The organism is Phyllobacterium calauticae (genome assembly GCF_019991125.1).
GTDB lineage: Bacteria > Pseudomonadota > Alphaproteobacteria > Rhizobiales > Rhizobiaceae > Phyllobacterium > Phyllobacterium calauticae.
Window position 1 is genome coordinate 758,833 of sequence record NZ_JAGENB010000001.1, and the last position, 15,669, is coordinate 774,501.

The 15,669-nt window shown below is 61.7% G+C and carries 20 protein-coding genes and 1 tRNA gene; 7 read left to right on the top strand and 14 right to left on the bottom strand.

Features of this window, described 5'->3' with window-relative positions; all coding sequences use genetic code 11:
• Positions 1–11 precede the first annotated feature (11 nt).
• Entirely contained in the window at positions 12–2,357 is a 2,346-nt protein-coding gene (locus J1W56_RS03900) for a xanthine dehydrogenase family protein molybdopterin-binding subunit (protein ID WP_223611924.1), read from the bottom strand.
• A gap of 88 nt (positions 2,358–2,445) precedes the next feature.
• Entirely contained in the window at positions 2,446–2,934 is a 489-nt protein-coding gene (locus J1W56_RS03905) for a (2Fe-2S)-binding protein (RefSeq protein WP_223611926.1), read from the bottom strand.
• A 277-nt stretch (positions 2,935–3,211) separates the two neighbouring features.
• On the opposite strand from J1W56_RS03905, the gene J1W56_RS03910 reads away from it, so the two are divergent.
• Positions 3,212–3,287 (top strand) — tRNA-Thr (locus tag J1W56_RS03910).
• Positions 3,288–3,359: 72 nt separating this feature from the next.
• On the opposite strand, the gene J1W56_RS03915 is transcribed toward J1W56_RS03910, so the two are convergent.
• On the bottom strand, positions 3,360–3,656 hold the full coding sequence (locus J1W56_RS03915) for a hypothetical protein (protein WP_223611928.1): 297 nt from the start codon (positions 3,654–3,656) through the stop codon (positions 3,360–3,362).
• 116 nt (positions 3,657–3,772) lie between these two features.
• On the opposite strand from J1W56_RS03915, the gene J1W56_RS03920 reads away from it, so the two are divergent.
• A complete protein-coding gene (locus tag J1W56_RS03920; protein WP_223611929.1) occupies positions 3,773–4,003 on the top strand; it encodes a helix-turn-helix domain-containing protein in 231 nt (76 codons plus the stop codon).
• Between the two features lie 110 nt (positions 4,004–4,113).
• On the opposite strand, the gene J1W56_RS03925 is transcribed toward J1W56_RS03920, so the two are convergent.
• Positions 4,114–4,692: a TetR/AcrR family transcriptional regulator gene (locus J1W56_RS03925; protein WP_223611931.1), complete on the bottom strand. Its 579-nt coding sequence runs from the start codon at positions 4,690–4,692 to the stop codon at positions 4,114–4,116.
• 139 nt (positions 4,693–4,831) lie between these two features.
• Between J1W56_RS03925 and J1W56_RS03930 the strand changes: the two genes are divergently transcribed.
• Complete coding sequence (locus J1W56_RS03930) at positions 4,832–5,389, top strand: DUF308 domain-containing protein (protein WP_223611932.1); 558 nt, start codon at positions 4,832–4,834, stop codon at positions 5,387–5,389.
• Positions 5,390–5,402: 13 nt separating this feature from the next.
• Here J1W56_RS03930 and J1W56_RS03935 read toward each other — a convergent pair whose 3' ends face one another.
• From J1W56_RS03935 to J1W56_RS03955, 5 genes are all read right to left on the bottom strand, one after another.
• Positions 5,403–6,056, bottom strand: a complete 654-nt coding sequence (locus J1W56_RS03935; RefSeq protein ID WP_223611934.1) for a glutathione S-transferase family protein — start codon at positions 6,054–6,056, stop codon at positions 5,403–5,405.
• 39 nt (positions 6,057–6,095) lie between these two features.
• Positions 6,096–6,320 (bottom strand): DUF1127 domain-containing protein, encoded by a 225-nt coding sequence (locus J1W56_RS03940; protein ID WP_223611935.1) that lies wholly within the window; start codon positions 6,318–6,320, stop codon positions 6,096–6,098.
• Positions 6,321–6,413: 93 nt separating this feature from the next.
• Positions 6,414–7,271 (bottom strand): alpha/beta fold hydrolase, encoded by an 858-nt coding sequence (locus tag J1W56_RS03945; RefSeq protein WP_223611937.1) that lies wholly within the window; start codon positions 7,269–7,271, stop codon positions 6,414–6,416.
• A complete protein-coding gene (locus tag J1W56_RS03950) occupies positions 7,268–7,411 on the bottom strand; it encodes a hypothetical protein (protein ID WP_223611938.1) in 144 nt (47 codons plus the stop codon). The genes J1W56_RS03945 and J1W56_RS03950 overlap by 4 nt, the downstream gene beginning before the upstream one ends.
• Positions 7,412–7,486: 75 nt before the next feature.
• A complete protein-coding gene (locus J1W56_RS03955) occupies positions 7,487–8,323 on the bottom strand; it encodes a helix-turn-helix domain-containing protein (RefSeq protein ID WP_223611940.1) in 837 nt (278 codons plus the stop codon).
• Positions 8,324–8,582: 259 nt separating this feature from the next.
• Here J1W56_RS03955 and J1W56_RS03960 point away from each other — a divergent pair, with 259 nt between their 5' ends.
• A complete protein-coding gene (locus J1W56_RS03960; RefSeq protein ID WP_223611941.1) occupies positions 8,583–10,370 on the top strand; it encodes a M23 family metallopeptidase in 1,788 nt (595 codons plus the stop codon).
• A gap of 30 nt (positions 10,371–10,400) precedes the next feature.
• Here the strand turns inward: J1W56_RS03960 and J1W56_RS03965 are convergent, their stop codons facing one another.
• Positions 10,401–11,402, bottom strand: coding sequence for an aldo/keto reductase (locus J1W56_RS03965; protein WP_223611943.1), 1,002 nt, complete (start codon positions 11,400–11,402; stop codon positions 10,401–10,403).
• Positions 11,403–11,517: 115 nt separating this feature from the next.
• On the opposite strand from J1W56_RS03965, the gene J1W56_RS03970 reads away from it, so the two are divergent.
• The gene (locus tag J1W56_RS03970; RefSeq protein ID WP_223611944.1) at positions 11,518–12,420 is read left to right on the top strand and encodes a LysR family transcriptional regulator; all 903 of its coding nucleotides are present in this window, start codon (positions 11,518–11,520) and stop codon (positions 12,418–12,420) included.
• 11 nt (positions 12,421–12,431) lie between these two features.
• On the opposite strand, the gene J1W56_RS03975 is transcribed toward J1W56_RS03970, so the two are convergent.
• Both J1W56_RS03975 and J1W56_RS03980 read right to left on the bottom strand, forming a co-directional pair.
• Positions 12,432–12,620, bottom strand: a complete 189-nt coding sequence (locus J1W56_RS03975) for a hypothetical protein (protein WP_223611946.1) — start codon at positions 12,618–12,620, stop codon at positions 12,432–12,434.
• Positions 12,621–12,694: 74 nt separating this feature from the next.
• Positions 12,695–13,024 carry a hypothetical protein gene (locus tag J1W56_RS03980; RefSeq protein WP_223611948.1) on the bottom strand — a complete coding sequence of 110 codons (330 nt, stop codon included), beginning with the start codon at positions 13,022–13,024 and terminating at the stop codon, positions 12,695–12,697.
• Between the two features lie 103 nt (positions 13,025–13,127).
• Here J1W56_RS03980 and J1W56_RS03985 point away from each other — a divergent pair, with 103 nt between their 5' ends.
• A complete protein-coding gene (locus J1W56_RS03985) occupies positions 13,128–13,379 on the top strand; it encodes a helix-turn-helix domain-containing protein (RefSeq protein ID WP_223611949.1) in 252 nt (83 codons plus the stop codon).
• 170 nt (positions 13,380–13,549) lie between these two features.
• Here J1W56_RS03985 and J1W56_RS03990 read toward each other — a convergent pair whose 3' ends face one another.
• Positions 13,550–14,746, bottom strand: coding sequence for a diaminopropionate ammonia-lyase (locus tag J1W56_RS03990; protein ID WP_223611950.1), 1,197 nt, complete (start codon positions 14,744–14,746; stop codon positions 13,550–13,552).
• Between the two features lie 106 nt (positions 14,747–14,852).
• Between J1W56_RS03990 and J1W56_RS03995 the strand changes: the two genes are divergently transcribed.
• Positions 14,853–15,341, top strand: a complete 489-nt coding sequence (locus J1W56_RS03995) for an Lrp/AsnC family transcriptional regulator (protein WP_223611952.1) — start codon at positions 14,853–14,855, stop codon at positions 15,339–15,341.
• Positions 15,342–15,411: 70 nt separating this feature from the next.
• Here J1W56_RS03995 and J1W56_RS04000 read toward each other — a convergent pair whose 3' ends face one another.
• Positions 15,412–15,669, bottom strand: a complete 258-nt coding sequence (locus J1W56_RS04000) for a hypothetical protein (RefSeq protein ID WP_223611953.1) — start codon at positions 15,667–15,669, stop codon at positions 15,412–15,414.

Below are 15,669 nucleotides of genomic sequence, written 5' to 3' on the forward strand. Positions count from 1 at the left end.
GGCACATCTCCCTATTTCGCCGCCTGAATGGCAGCCCAGACCTTTTGCGGGGTCGCGGGCATGCTCAGGCTGTTGTTGCGGATGGCATCGGTGATGGCATTCATCACGGCAGGCGGCGAACCGATGGCGCCAGCCTCGCCGCAGCCCTTGATCCCCAGCGGATTGGACGGGCACGGGGTTTCCGTCGTCATGATGTTGAACGACGGCAGGTCCTGCGCGCGGGGCATGGTGTAGTCCATGTAGCTCGCCGTCAGCAGCTGGCCGCTTTCATCGTAATGCGTGCCTTCCAGCAGCGCCTGGCCGATGCCCTGCGCCAGGCCGCCATGCACCTGCCCTTCGACGATCATCGGATTGATGATCTTGCCGAAATCGTCGGCGGCAACGAACTGCACGATCTTGGTCGTGCCGGTTTCCGGATCGATCTCCACCTCGCAGATGTAGCAGCCGGCCGGGAAGGTAAAATTGCTCGGGTCGTAGAACGCCGTTTCCTTCAGCCCCGGCTCCATGCCGGAGGGCAGGTTGTGCGCGGTGTAGGAGGCGAGCGCCACCTGGAACCACGGCAGCGACTTGTCCGTCCCCGCCACCCGGACATTGCCGTCCTTGATCTCGATATCCGCCTCGTCTGCCTCGAGCAGGTGCGCGGCGATCTTCTTGGCCTTGGCCTCGACCTTGTCCATGGCCTTGACGACCGCGGACATGCCAACCGCGCCGGAGCGCGAGCCATAGGTGCCCATGCCCATCTGCACCTTGTCCGTGTCGCCGTGGACGATGGAAATGCTGTCGAGCGGTACGCCGAAACGCTCCGCCGCCAGCTGGGCGAACGTGGTTTCGTGCCCCTGCCCGTGCGAATGCGAGCCGGTGAGGATTTCGATGGTGCCGACGGCATTGACCCGCACCTCGGCGCTTTCCCACAGGCCGACACCGGCGCCCAGCGCCCCGACCGCCGCCGACGGTGCGATGCCGCAGGCCTCGATGTAGCAGCTCATGCCGATGCCGCGCAGCTTGCCGCGGCCGGCGGCCTCCGTGCGGCGCTTTTCGAAACCGGCATAGTCCGCCGCCTTCATACTGGCGTCGAGCGTCGCGTCGAAATCCCCGGCATCGTAGGCCATGATGACAGGCGTCTGGTGCGGGAAGGCGCGGATGAAATTGCGCCGCCGCAATTCCGCCGGCGATATTTTCAGCTCGCGCGCCGCCGTCTCCATGATGCGTTCCAGCACATAGGAAGCCTCCGGCCGCCCGGCGCCGCGATAGGCATCGACCGGCGCCGTGTTGGTGTAGACCGTCTTCACATTGGCGTGGATCGCCGGAATGTCATACTGGCCGGACAGAAGCGTCGCATAGAGATAGGTCGGCACGGAACTCGAAAACAGCGACATGTAGGCGCCGAGATTGGCGATGGTTTCCACCTTCAAGCCGAGAATTTTGTGGTCCTTGTCAAAGGCGATCTGCGCATGGGTGGCGTGGTCGCGCCCATGCGCATCGCACAGGAAGCTTTCCGTGCGGTCCGCCACCCACTTGACCGGAACGCCCGTCTTCTTCGATGCCCACAGGCAGACGATCTCTTCCGGATAGATGAAAATCTTCGAGCCGAAACCGCCGCCGACATCCGGCGCGATCACCCGCAGCTTGTTCTCCGGGGCGACATTATAGAACGCGCTCATCACCAGCCGCGCCACATGCGGGTTCTGCGAGGTGGTCCAGCAGGTGTAGTGATCCTCCGCCGCATCGTACTGGCCGAGCGCCGCGCGCGGCTCCATGGCATTGGGCACGAGGCGGTTGTTGTCGATATCGAGCGTCGTTACATGCGCCGCGCGGGCAAAGGCGTCAGCCGTCGCCTTTTCATCGCCGATATCCCAGTCGAAAATCAGGTTGCCCGGCGCTTCCGGGTGCACTTGCGGCGCGCCCGGCTTCAGCGCCTCGACGGCACTGACCACGACGGGCAGCTCCTCATAGGCGATTTCCACCGCCTCGGCGGCATCGCGCGCCTCGCCCTTGGTATCGGCGACGACGATCGCCACGGCATCGCCGACATAGCGCACCGTATCGGTGGCGAGCGGCGACCAGGCGCCCATCTTCATCGGCGTGCCGTCCTTCGATTGGATCATCCAGCCGCAGATGAGATTGCCGATACCGTCGGCCTTCAATTCCTTGCCGGTGAGCACCCCGATGACGCCGGGCATCTTGAGTGCCGCGCCCGTGCTGATCCCGGTGATTTTTGCGTGGGCGTGCGGGCTGCGCACGAAGACCGCGTGCTTCATCCCCGGCACCACCATATCGTCGGTATAGCGACCCTTGCCGGTGAGGAACCGCTTGTCCTCCTTGCGCAGAACGCGTGATCCAATGCCTTCGACACCCATGACACTACCTCCCTGTCGCAGGCGCCTCGCCAAAATGTCTCAATTGTCTGTTTGGCCGGAAGCGGACTGCACGACGTGAATTGATTTCTCAGGCGGCCTTGACGGCGCCCTTGCCCATTTTTTCCGATGCGTCGAGCACGGCCTGAACAATGTTGTGGTAGCCGGTACAGCGGCAGATATTGCCTTCCAGCTCCGCACGCACCGTGGCTTCGTCGAGCCCTTCCGGGTGGCGGCGGATCATATCCACCGACGACATGATCATCCCCGGCGTACAGAAACCGCATTGCAGGCCGTGATGTTCGCGGAAGGCCGTCTGCACCGGATGCAACTCGCCATTGAGGGCAATGCCCTCGATGGTTGTCACCTCGGCGCCGGACGCCTGCACCGCCAGCATGGTGCAGGATTTGACGGCCCGCCCGTCCACATGCACGACGCAGGCGCCGCATTGCGAGGTGTCACACCCCACATGGGTTCCCGTCAGTCCCAGATTTTCACGCAGGAAATGCACAAGCAGCGTGCGGTCTTCGGCTTCGCCCTTGACGGCGCGCCCATTGACCACCAGTTCGACTTTGGCCATCGGTTCCTCCCAGAACGCCTTGGTCACCGCCCCTCCCTAGGCCGCATGACCACAACCGAAAGTTTAACCTGTCCTGCACGCTTGTCTATCGGCAAAATGGAAATATTCCAATCTGGCTGTACTGCGGGACAAGAGGTGGTGAGCACAGGGATTTTCGCGGTTTCAGCCAAAAGCCGGCATGACGAGGCTTGCAATCCGCATGCAATAACGCTATCAGGCGCGTCATCCCTCCGGCACATTCCGATGGCCGGTCCAGGGATCGGGAAGTCCCTTCCCTGCCGCTTTAGCTCAGTTGGTAGAGCACATCATTCGTAATGATGGGGTCCTCGGTTCGATTCCGGGAAGCGGCACCAGCTCCCCATTGATATAGTTGCGCGCGCCGGTAATTCGACCCGGGGATATGGCTCGTTTTTCGAATGGCGGCTTCAAGACTGCGCCAGACGCTTCCTAACTACTTTCCGCACGCGCCACCAGTAAGTCTGCTCCGCACCGTCGCTGCGATACCACACGCGCTCATGTCGGGCGAAAGCCTCACGTTCCGGGTCGGCGTAGCTGGCAATAATGTCACCTGCCATGCTGTCGATCTCAGCTTTCGGGATCATTCTCGGCTTAATAGCGTCTATCCAAAACACCCATAGGATGAGGCCAATGAAAATCACAACCTGACTGCCGCAGAAGATCAGCAGAAACAAAGCTATACCTCGGAAAATCATATCCAACATTTGCCGTCCTCCGCTACATGACAGTATGTAGAATATAGTCAACAGACTGAAAGCGGAAGCATTTTTGTGGACTATAATCCGTTGGACTATTGTCTACAGCGTGATCAATCCGCAGAATGGAAAACGTTCGCGGAATTCTGGCGCGCAATGTCAGGCTTGGCAGACAGCAGCTGCATCTTTCTCAGGAAGAGCTCGCGGCTCAAGCAAATATTGACCGCACCTATATCTCGGGCATCGAGCGGGAAACGCGAAATCCAACCATTACGATTGTCGCCAAGATCGCGGAAGTTCTTGGAACCACGGCGGCAGCGCTGCTTACCAATCAATCAAGAGCAACAGAATTCTAGCCTTGCAGGACATAACTCTCGCCCCCGCATAGCCACCTGCCAGCGCACAAGGCAGCTCCAATGCTGACATTGGCGGCCAAGCAAGCCGCCTCGGAGGCCATCTGCGCTGGTTATTTCGTCAGCTTGGCGACCTGCGTGCTGATGATGGCAATGAACAATCCGGGATCGCCAAAAGCCCGCGAAGAGAGCATGGCCCCGTGAACCGAGGCCATCAGAATCTGGGCCTCCTCCTCGGGCCGCCCGTTCAACCGGAACAGGTCCTGCTGCGCTCCGGCGCTCAGCACCGACGCAAGCCATGCCGCGAGACTTTGGAAATGCGCGCGGACGCGTGATGCGACCTCATCGGGCAGCATCGGCATCTCGCCAGCCAGCATCGCGCAGACGCAGAAGGGCTGCGAGGCATCGCGAATGCATGTGTCCCAGTAGTTCAGGTAGAACTGCAACTGTTCGGCAGGGCTTGCGACCTGCGCGCGGAGCGCTTGCAGACCGGTTTCGGCCTGCTGCCTGTAACGGTCCACCAGCACCGCGACCAGTTCCGCCTTCGTCGGAAAGTGATGGTGGATGCTCGCCTTCCGGATGCCGATCGCAGCCGAGATATCGGCATAGCTGAACCCGTTATAGCCTCCCGCGACGATGAGAGACTGCGCGATATCAAGAATCTTTTCTGAAGTCGAAGCCATTGATTTCATAGCGCTGCCTACCTTCTGGTAGGCTGGATGTCAAGATTGTGCATCGCTCCCGCTTTTCACAATGAGGTGTTCGAGCACCGGGTTGACTCACAAGTACAGCCTTCCTACTGGTAGGTAGATCACAACAAGGAATCTGCCAATGCAAAGCCAATCTTCAACCCCGTCCAGCTGGCTGCGAACCTATTATTTTGCGCGCGCCATCTTCTCCGCCGCATGGGTTGCCGCCGCCATTCTCTTCAGTGCGCAACCCGCTCTCGCCGTGGTTCTGCTCGTCATCTACCCGGCATGGGACGCCCTCGCCAATCTGGTTGATGCCCGTGTCAATGGCGGCCTGAAAGCCAACCCGTCCCAAGCATTGAATGTCGCGGTCAGCACGATAACGACGCTCGCCGTTATCGCAGCGTTGAGCAGCAGCATGTATGCCGTTCTGGCGGTGTTTGGCGGCTGGGCGATCTTTTCAGGTCTGCTGCAGTTGAACACGGGAATAAAACGCTGGCGTCACTACGGCGCGCAATGGCCGATGATCCTGAGCGGCGCGCAATCCGCCCTTGCCGGCGGTTTCATGATCAGCCGATCCATCGGCACTGTTGCGCCGACAATCCTGGACATTGCTCCCTATGCGGCGTTCGGCGCATTCTACTTCCTGCTTTCCGCAATCTGGCTTGCCGTCACGGCCTACCGCAAGGCAGTTGCCTAGGTGTTATCGCGCCCTAATCGCGATCCGATGCGGCGGTGAACACCGCCCGTTGGGCTGAGAAGGCGCGCTGGTAGGCGGGGCGCGCTTCGCCGCGCGCGACATAGGCGGCAAGGCTCGGATATTCCGCCAGTATCCCCGACGCCCGCAGCCGGATGAGCACGTGCACCATCATCAGGTCCCCGGCGCTGAACGCGCCGTCGAGCCACTCGGCATCATCAAGCCGGGTGGAAACTTCGCCGAGCCGGTCCCGGATGCGGTTGTCGACGAGAGGCATGCGCTCCGCGCGCCAGCTCCTGTCCCCCTCCGCAAACAGGGCGACCTGACGCTCGAGGATCGGCGGTTCCACCGTGGCGACAGCGGCAAACATCCACGCGATGGCGCGCGCCCGCGCATTCCCATCATCCGGCAGGAGGCCGGGATTGCGCCCGGCGATATGCAAGACGATGGCCCCGGATTCGAACAAAGCGAGCCCGTCTTCCTCATAGGTCGGAATCTGTCCGAACGGCTGCAGCGCCAGATGCGCGGGCTCCTTCATCGCGTTGAACGAGACAAGTCTGGTGGTGTAGGGCTGGCCGACTTCTTCCAGCGCCCAGCGCACGCGCATGTCGCGCGCCAGGCCCTGGCCCTTGTCGGGTGAGCGTTCAAAGGCGGTAATGGTTATCGTCATGGCGGTTCTCCATCGCTTCTGCGTCCTGAAGACGATTGGCTATGCGGGATTCCGACACTGCTTGCTTGAGACAATCTTCGCCCTTGGGGGAGCATCTTCCTTGACCCGCCGGTCCATATAAGCATCCGGCCAGCCGATATCGTCAAGAATATGGTCGGGAAGCTCGTTGATATGCCGGTGCGTACGGGCCTTGCGCCAGCGCCGCGCAAGAGGGCCGGACAGGCGCTTCATCCCGGTGATGACATGTGAAATCAAATCGGCCATTTCAGCCTCCATCATTCTGGTTTCCCGGTTGGTGCGTCCATTGCCCCCCCGGAAAGGGGGAGATGCCGTTGCCACGCAAACCGCGAGCGCCGGTCAGGACCAATGCGCGCGCAATTCACGGTTGAATGCTTCCGGCCGCTCCTCGGGGAAGAACAGCCGGGCGCCCTCGAACTCGACGACGCGGCGCGTGCCGGGAATGCGCCCGGCCAGCCAATGGGCCCACTTCCGGTCGAAATAGACGTCATCGGTCGCCCAGACGATCAGGGTCGGCACATCCAGCGAGCGCAGTTTCGGCTCGATGGCGACGGTCTGGCCGTTGTCAAAGGCGGCAACGAAACGCTCGAGTCCTCGGATGCGATCCGGCGCGGAGAAATAGGGCTTGAGATAGATGTCGATCGTCGCGTCGCTGACGCTTGCCGTGTCCTCGTAGCAGGGGCCGAGCGCGCCGGGCGAACGGAAGATGTCCTTGTTGTCCAGCATCGCCGCCAGCGTATCGCGCAGGCCGCCCGACGCGCACAGGTCAACGAAGCCCTGGAACGCCTGCGGCGGCCAGTTGTCATGGGTGTCGCAGTCCGTCAGGGTAAGGCTGCGGACACGGCCTGGATGGTTGACGGCAAAGATCTGGCACACCGCGCCGCCGCCGTCATTGCCGACGAGATCGACCGCATCGATGCCAAGCGCATCGAGAAACTCCGCCAGCATTGCCGCCTGCGCGGCGGTGGACAGGTCCTGCGTCGCGGACGCCTCCGTCGCACCGTGGGCGAGCGTGTCGATGGCAATGCAGCGGCGGATATCCGACAGGCCGGCCAGCTGATGCCGCCAGAGATGGCTGTTGACGAGAATGCCATGGACGAAAAGCGCAACAGGGCCCGTGCCCGCCTCGGCATAATGGATACGCCCGGACGGCGTATCCACGTGCTTGCGGGCAGCCTGAAACTGCTGCACGGTCATGACGGCTTCCTCGGGGCGGCTTCCCGCAGCTTGCCGGCGCATTCCTCGCAGCAGACTTCCACGGTCTGGTCGCCGATCTTGACTTCGATGATGGTCGCATCCAGCGCGTCATCGCAGACGGCACAGGTTTTCTGGCTCATGATCTCACCTCCTTTTACCCGCCTATCGGGCAGGTGCAGGAGACCATCGCGGGCGTTTCGCTGCTATCGAGATCTTTAGCTGTTTCCGGGGTGCGCCGACTGGACAAAGGCGCTGGGCGAACGGCCATAGGCCTGTTTGAACGCCGCGGTGAAATGGCTGTGGCTGGAAAAGCCGAGATCGAGCGCCAGCGCCGTCAGATCATCCGAGCGCGGCAGCAGATCGAGCGCGCGGGCAAGGCGCAGGCGCAGGTGATAGCGGTAGAGCGGCATGCCTTCGACCTGCTGGAACACCTGGGTGAGATAGACGGGTGAGCCGCCGATCTCCCGGGCAATGTCCGCCAGGGTCCAGCGGCGGGAGAGATCGCCCGCCAGCAGCAGCTTGACCCTGTCGGCCAGACGGCTGCGGGCAAAGCTGGCGCGTGGCACGTGTGAGGTGCGCGGACCAAGGCTGCGGCACACCAGCGTCAGCAGCAGGCTTTCCGCTTCCAGCGGCTCGATGCTGGCGTTTTCCAGATGGTGCCGGAGGAGTGCCACCAGCGCCTGCGCCCGCGGGTCGATGCGCTGGTGCTGGCCGCAAAACCCGAACTCACCGCCCTTTTTCAGCAGGGACGGCGGCGCCAGCTCCTGCAAAACCGTTTCGGGCAACGCCATGGACAGGCTCGAGTCACCGCCGCGGACGGGGTGGCTGACCTGATAGCCCTCGCCCGCATTGAAGAACAGCACGTGGTTGGCATCGGCCACCGCCTGCCCGCTGCCGACATGCCTGACATAGACCCCGCGATAGGGGAAAACGAGGTGGGTGGCGGATGTGCATTCCTCGGCGCTGCGATGCCGGCAATGGCCGTGGCAGCGGACATTCTTCAGCGACACGACATCCGTATCAAGAAGATCGCTGACTTCAAATTCAGGCATTCCGGCCGTATTGCAAGGCTCGTTCATCGAAAGTCCAATTTCCCGCGGTGCTGTTTCAGCCTACAACAGGGCTCCTGACATCCTGATGTCAGGAGCTTTGAACAGACAATTCATCGGCAAATGATTGCTCGCCAATCGCCAAATCAGCCCTTATAAGGGGGCGCAGTGCGGTTTGTTGGGGATAAAGTTCCGCGTGCCTCGATATTGCCATGTTAGACAATAGCCTCGCGCGCAATGGAAGCGTGACGTACGGGACCTGATGACGCGATCAAACGCAAAAAGCAGAATCGAACAGGCAATCGACGATAATTTTGGCGCCATCCGCCAGATATCGCGCATTGTCCGCTTTTCGCTTTTCACCCATGCGCGCTTCCTCTCGGCCATTCTGGTCGCCGGGATTGCCTCTGCCGCCATGTTTGCGGGCGTCCTCACCGTCATGAACCGGCGCCCGCCCGTGGCCATAGCCGCCATTGCCGCACCGCTGCGCACGCGGCCGGCAGCCGCGCCGAAGGGCGACCGCCTCCCCCCGCCCGCCATCGTGCAGGCGGCACCGGTGGCCAAGGTGCTGGAAAGCCAGGCGGACGGTTCGACGGAAAAATTCGCCTATCATCAGGTCAAGATCGGCGCGAACAAGCAAGCGCAGACGCGGACCGGCGCGGGCCATGCCGCCGCACTCGCCCAGCGGTTTCCGCCCGCCAGCACCGATCCGTTCCGGTCCATTTTGACGGAGAAATCCACGAAGACCAAAACCACGGCCATGCCGGTGGCATTGGCGAGCTTGGGCGAAGAACGCATTCTCGTGCGCGGAACGCCGATCAATGTCAGCACGGCCAAGGTGCAGCCCGCCCCCGCTGTCGAACAGGTGGTTGCCCTGCCCACCCAGGGCGGAGACATCGGCGGTCTCCTGGCCGCAGCCAACATGACCAACGAGGACCGGGCGGCGCTGCAGACGGCACTGACGGCCAGCAGCAGCGCGTCGCCGGAGCGGATCGAGCTTCTCCTGGAAAAGGCGCCGCGCAAGGATGCGCCGGAGCGGCTGCTGATGGCGCGGCTTTTCCGGCATGACAGCCCGCCATCCGATCTGGCGCGCGACGATGGCGGCATTCTGCGGCGTGTCAGCAACCCGCGGCAGTTCGAACGCCTCGCCCATGATGCCCACATGGCAAGCGCCGATGTGACCAGCCCCGATACGCGCAGGGACGACCGGGCGCAGGCGGCCGAAAAGGAATTTCCCGCCGCCATGCAGCAGCTGGAAAAGCTGAATGTTCCGGCCCACATGGCGGGACAAATCCTGCAGCTTGCCAAGGAAAACGGCATCAAGCTGACCGATGCGGCTCTGCTCGACCAATCCGTCGAACTGGTGTTCCGCACCAATGAACAGGGCGAATCCGAGCCTGTTGCCGTGACCTTCAACACGAAGGACAAGACCAAGCGATTTTACCATTTCCGCGCAGCGCCCGGCAACAAGGCGGAATTCTTCGACGAGGACGGCCAGTCGGCCTCCAAGACCCTGATGAAAAACCCGGTTCCAAACGGGCGGCTCGGCGATGGTTTTGCCTGGCGCACGCACCCGATCCTGAAAGTGCGCAAGCACCACAACGGTGTCGACTACGCCGCGCCGTTCGGCTCGCCCATTCTCGCGGCGGGCGATGGCGAGGTGGTGCTGATCTCATCGGAATCCGGCTACGGCAAATATGTCCGCATCAAGCATGATGGCGGGTTCTTCACCACCTATTCGCATATTTCGCGAACCCCGCCATCGCTGAAAGTCGGCCAGCGTGTCAGCCAGGGGCAGGTGATTGCCTATATCGGCTCGACCGGCCTCTCCACGGGCCCGCATCTCTACTACGAACTGCGCATCGGCGATAAATATTACGACCCGACCGCAACACCGCTGCCTGCCGGAACCGATCTTGAAGGCGCGCGATTGACGGATTTCCGCAAGCAGATCAGCCACGTGGAAAACATCGAGAACTATATCGGCGCACGCATCGCCACCGCATTTGCCCCGCCGGACGATGGCCGGGTGCACACGGCCATCCATTAGATTTTTGCAGGACCAATCGGCGAAGGCCGATCAGTGGCTGCCCGCTTCGCTGTCGAGATGCGCCATCTGGGCGGCGGCATAGCGTTCTCCGGCCGCAGCGCCTTTCGGCACAGCCTGCTCGATGCGCTCCAGATCATCCCCGGACAAGGTCAGATCCAGCGCGCCCAGTGCTTCGCTCAGGCGATCCCGGCGGCGGGCGCCGACAACGGGAATGATGTCATCGCCCTGCGCGGCGACCCAGGCAATGGCAATCTGCGCCACGGTGACACCCCTGGCTTCGGCAATGCCCTGCAGCGCATCGACCAGACGCAGGTTCTTGTCGACATTCTCACCCTGAAAGCGCGGGCTGTGGGTACGGAAATCGGCAGGACCAGCCGCATCCTTGCGCCAATGGCCGCTGATCAGGCCACGTGACAGCACGCCATAGGCGGTGATGCCGATGCCCAGTTCCCGGCAGGTGGTGAGAATACGGTCCTCGATACCGCGCGAAATCAGCGAATACTCGATCTGCAGATCGGCAATCGGATGGACGGCGGCAGCGCGGCGGATGGTTTCGGGTCCAACCTCCGACAGGCCGATATGCCGGACAAACCCGGCCTTCACCATCTCCGCGATGGCACCGACTGTCTCCTCGATCGGCACATTCGGATCAAGGCGCGCCGGGCGATAGACGTCGATGTAGTCGACACCCAGCCTTTGCAGGGAATAGGCGAGCGAGGTTTTCACCGCCGCGGGCCGTCCGTCAAAGCCGATCCAGCCGCCAGCAGGGTCGCGCTGCGCACCGAACTTGACGCTGAGGATCGCCTGATCGCGCTTTGTGCCCTTGAGCGCTTCGCTGATCAGCAGCTCATTATGGCCCATGCCGTAGAAATCGCCGGTATCGAGCAGGTTGATGCCCGCTTCCAGCGCCGCGTGAATGGTTGCAATACTCTCGGCACGGTCAGCGGGACCGTATATGCCGGACATGCCCATGCAGCCCAGACCCAATGTCGAGACCTGTGGACCGGTTGCACCCAATGGACGAATTTGCATCTTGTCGAACTCCTTTTGCCGCCGCACTTCCTGCGGCAGGTTGGCTCTTTATAAACCAAGGGCATTTGTGCGATAATCCATCCTACTATGTACGGGCTGTACGGAAAACCGAACAATGAACGATCCCAATCTCAGCGATCTCGATGCGCTTGTGTCCGTGGCGCGAGCCCGCAGCTTCCGCGGCGCCGCCAAGCTGCGCGGTGTCTCGGCCTCGTCGCTCAGCGATGCCATCCGCCGGCTCGAAGAGCGTGTCGGCGTGCGCCTGCTCAACCGCACCACCCGCAGCGTTACGCCCACGGAGGCAGGCACACGCCTGCTCGAACGGCTGACGCCGGCACTCGGCGAGATCACCGGCGCGCTCGATGCGCTCAATAGTTTTCGCGATAGCCCGACGGGAACGCTGAAGCTGAATGTTCCCACCATCGTCGCCCACTGCATCCTGCCGCCGATTGTCAACCGGTTCCTCGCGGCACATCCGGGGATCAGGCTGGAAGTAACCACCAACGACACCTTCATCGACGTGCTGGCAGCCGGTTTCGACGCAGGTATCCGCTATGATGAAAGCATCGAGCAGGACATGATCGCCGTGCCCATCGGCCCGCGCATCCAGCGTTTCATCTGCGTTGCAACACCGGCCTATCTGGAAAAGCACGGCGAACCGCAGCACCCGAAGGACCTGCTGCAGCATGCCTGCATACGCCACCGCTTTGCCAGCGGCGCCATTGCGCCGTGGGAGTTCGAGCGGAATGGGGAGCTGGTGAAGGTCAACCCGACGGGACCGTTGATCGCCTCCACCATGGATCTGGAACTCGGTGCAGCGCTGGCAGGACTCGGCATCATCAGTACATTCGAGGAATTTTTGACGGAAGGCCTCGAAAGCGGCGCCTTCCAGCCCGTACTCGCCGAATGGTGGCAGAGTTTTTCAGGCCCCTTCCTCTACTATCCGAGCCGCAGGCTTATGCCGGCTCCGCTGCGCGCATTCGTGGATTTCATCAAATCCGGCGGCGCGAGGCCTTGAAAGAGGGATGCCTATTCTTCCTCTTCCTCGTCATCATCGGACTCGATCACATCCCAGATGAAGGCGTTCAAACGCTCTTCGATGCTTTTCCTGGAAGCGCCGGCTTTTTCCATCTCGCGCTTGATCTTGACGAACTGCGCCTTGTCTTCGGGCGAGAGGTATTTTGCAGCGTTTTCGAGTGATGACATGGAACTGGACATACGCGGCTCATACCTTTTCGGACGCGACAATGGAAGGATCATATCACGCTCAGGGCCATCCATCCCTAAGAAGTTCAGGCAATATGCTGCTCCAGGCCGTCATCCCGGCCGCGCTCCGCCTTGTCACGACCCGCAGGGTCAGCCAAGAGCAGTGGTGGATTGCTGTCACCAAGCGGCATGTGACTGAGGATATGGATCCGGTTTTGCGCATCACGACGGATGGAATAGACCAGTTCGCCATCAAGACCGCTGTTCATCTGCCTGCTTGCGAGCCGGAACCGCAGCGTCAGCGCCACCAGCCCCAGCACGAAGGCAGGCGGAACGATCAGCCACAGCACCTTCAGCCAATCGGAGAGCGATTGGTACGTGTCAAAAAAATCCTGCCAGAAATTGTAGGTATCCACGACGCGCTCGAAATCATTGCTACTAGAAAAGACGACAATATCCTATAATGGGATAATCCGAAAGTGGGATTAATCACAATGCTCCAGTTGTTGGTTGGAGCACATGACAAAGTCCCTTCATTCAGAGCCTTATGCCGATTTCTTGGCTGTTCTTGTTGCCGCTCGACGGGCGAAGGGATTTACCCAGCAGGCCGTTGCAGACCGGTTGCAAAAGCCGCAATCCTATGTGGCGAAGATTGAAGGTGGCGAGCGCCGTCTCGACATCATTGAATTCATCGCACTTGCGCGCGCGTTGGAAATCGACCCATCGGCAATGTTCACCGACACACTGCGTGCAATCGATAGCACCATTTAATACGAGTTTAAATCGAAGTTGGGTGATGCTTGGCATCCCGGCTCTGCGTGGTTCGACAAGCTCACCATGAGGGGGCTGGGTTGATTGCAAGAAGCCATATTCTGCAATGTTTGCGGTTAGCTTTGCAGCCATCCACGTCCCTCATGGTGAGCCTGTCGAACCACGCACGATCAGCTTGCAGCGCGCAAAACCATCTCAGGCGCCAAACCCACGAGCTGTGTGTAACGCGCCGGGTCCGTCGCCCCCTCGGTGTTGACAATGAACACGCGCGAACCGGCATCAAGATGGATGGCTTTGCGCAAATCGCGATCTTCGGCAACAGCGAGCAGGCCAGCCAAACCGGCGCCGCCGCTTTCGCCCGCAACGACGGCCATGTCCTTTCCCAGCGGCCGGGCCAGGCGGTTCATTGCCGCGACAGCGCCTTCCTCTTCAACCGTCATGAACGCATCGGCGGCACGCGAGAGGATACGCCAGGCCACGGGTGACGGCTCGTAGCATTCGAGCATCGCCATGACGGTGGCTTCGCCGTGGGCGATCTGGACCACCTCGCCCGCCTGCGCGCTGGCAAAAATGCAGGCGGCGCGGGCCGGTTCGACCACGATGAAGGCTGGACGTTTTTTTCCAAGAACAAGCGACAGATATGCTGCGAGTGCCGCGGCAACACCGCCCACACCGGCCTGCACGAAGACGTGGGTTGGCGTTTGCGGCAGTGCACGCAAGGCTTCGCGGACGATGGCCGTGTAGCCCTGCATCACCAGCCCGGGAATGCGCTCATAACCCGGCCAGGAAGTGTCGGACACAACCGTCCAGCCATTGGCCGCGCATACCCGCGCCGACTCCCGGATGGAATCGTCATAGGTGCCGTCGACGCGGATCATCTCGGCACCGTAGCGGGCAATGGCCGCCACCCGTTCATCGCTCACCCCGGCATGCACGAAGATCGCCGACTGCGCACCCACAAGCTGGGCCCCCGCCGCGACGGACTTGCCGTGATTGCCATCGGTCGCGCAGCCGAAGGTCATGCCGCTGGCGATGGCGCGAACGGGCGGCGTGTGGAGTTCCGCAATATCCACGGCTCGGCCCAATTGCCGCTCCGCTTCCTCGAGCACGAGCCGGATCACGGCATAGGAGCCGCCCAGCGCCTTGAAGCTGCCGAGACCGAGGCGCGTGCCCTCATCCTTGACGTGGAGCGCGGCAATGCCGAGACCGGCGGCCAGCGCGGGCAGTGCATGCAGCGGCGTCGGCGCGTGATTGTCCCGATGGGACAGATACCGTTCCACTTCCGCCGCCGCGTCGACACCAAGGGTTTCCGCGTCGCGCGGGTCGAGCGGCTCATTGTGGGTGGAATGCCGGTTAAGGATCAACATTGCTCTTTCACTCCTGCCGTTTACGCATTTATAGTGCGCTTGAAGCGAGAAAAGCGCTCTTATTTGGCGTGTCTTGCGCAAGTTTGTTGCATGAAGGAGGTGTTCCATGGCCAAACCACTGCTGACCGCGCCAGCCGAGCTCGATCATTTCGATCTTGCGATCCTCGACATCCTGCAGAGGGACAATGCAACGCCGCAACGGGTCATCGGCGAAGCGGTCAACCTTTCCGCTCCGGCGGTGCAGCGCCGGATCAAGCGCATGGAGGAAAGCGGCGTCATTCAGGCCAATGTTGCCGTCCTCGACCCCGCCAGGCTCGGGCAGCCGATCACGATCCTTGTCGAAGTGGAGGTGGAAAGCGAGCGCATCGATCTGATCGATGCGGCGAAAAAGAGCTTTGCCGCCGCACCGGAGGTGCAGCAATGCTACTATGTCACCGGTGAGGCCGATTTCATGCTTGTGATCATCGTGGCCAGCATGGCCGCCTATGAAGGCCTGACCCGGCGGCTGTTCTTTGCCAACCACAATGTCAAACGCTTCCGCACGGTTGTGGTGATGGACCGCGTCAAGGCGAGTCTCGCCATCCCCTTGATCTGATCTTCACCCCGGTTTTCGAGACCGGCGCGCGAAGCCGCGCGCCGGCTTAATGTTGTTTGCCCGCTCTGGATCAAACTTGACGGGCAGCACCATGTCTCAGCCGTGCCAGCAGGTTAAGCCAAGGCATCCCATGGAAAATGCTCATCAGCACATACATGAGGGTCATGCCGCTGAAGGGCGATGCATTCTGCGTCGCCGAGCAGATCATGCCGGCGTCGCCGGAGAGGGCTGTGACGAGCGCCATAACAGCGAATGTCGGTGCCGCGGCGAGACGCAGCCAGCCGGCAATGCCGGGATCAGACGCGCTGCCGGAGTCCGGGCGGAACAT